Source organism: Vibrio sp. 1641, from assembly GCF_033339995.1.
Classification (GTDB): Bacteria; Pseudomonadota; Gammaproteobacteria; order Enterobacterales; family Vibrionaceae; genus Vibrio; species Vibrio alginolyticus.
The window spans coordinates 1-517 of the sequence record NZ_JAWOVP010000512.1 but is presented as its reverse complement, the minus strand read 5'-3'; the positions used below and the strand labels follow the sequence as shown (position 1 = coordinate 517).

Here is a 517-nt window from a genome sequence, read left to right as displayed (position 1 = left end):
CGAGCAAACTCTAGTGCCACTTGCAGGCCCGGCAAACCGTCAAGGCCGTATGGCAGCGGACAATATGCTCGGCCGCAAAGAAACCTACCAAGGCACACAAGGGACAGCGATTTGTAAGATCTTTGACCTTGCAGTGGCTTCTACCGGCAAAAACGAGAAGCAACTAAAACGCGCTGGTATCGAATACGACAAAGTGTACGTGCATACCGCAAGCCACGCGAGTTACTACCCTGGCGCTGAAGTGGTGTCGTTCAAAATGTTGTTCGATCCAACATCAGGCAAGATTTTAGGTGCTCAAGCAGTTGGTAAAGATGGCATCGATAAACGCATCGACGTTATGGCTGTTGCACAACGTGCTGGCATGACGGTTGAACAACTGCAGCATCTTGAACTGACTTACGCGCCACCTTACGGCAGTGCAAAAGATGTGATCAACCAAGCGGCATTTGTGGCAAATAACATCATCAAAGGTGACGCAACGGCGATTCATTACGATGAAATCGACAACCTGACTGAA

The 517-nt window shown here is 49.5% G+C and carries 1 pseudogene; it reads left to right on the top strand.

What is annotated here, in order from left to right:
- A pseudogene (locus R7Z47_RS26850) lies at nt 1-517 on the top strand (CoA-disulfide reductase); the annotation flags it as partial.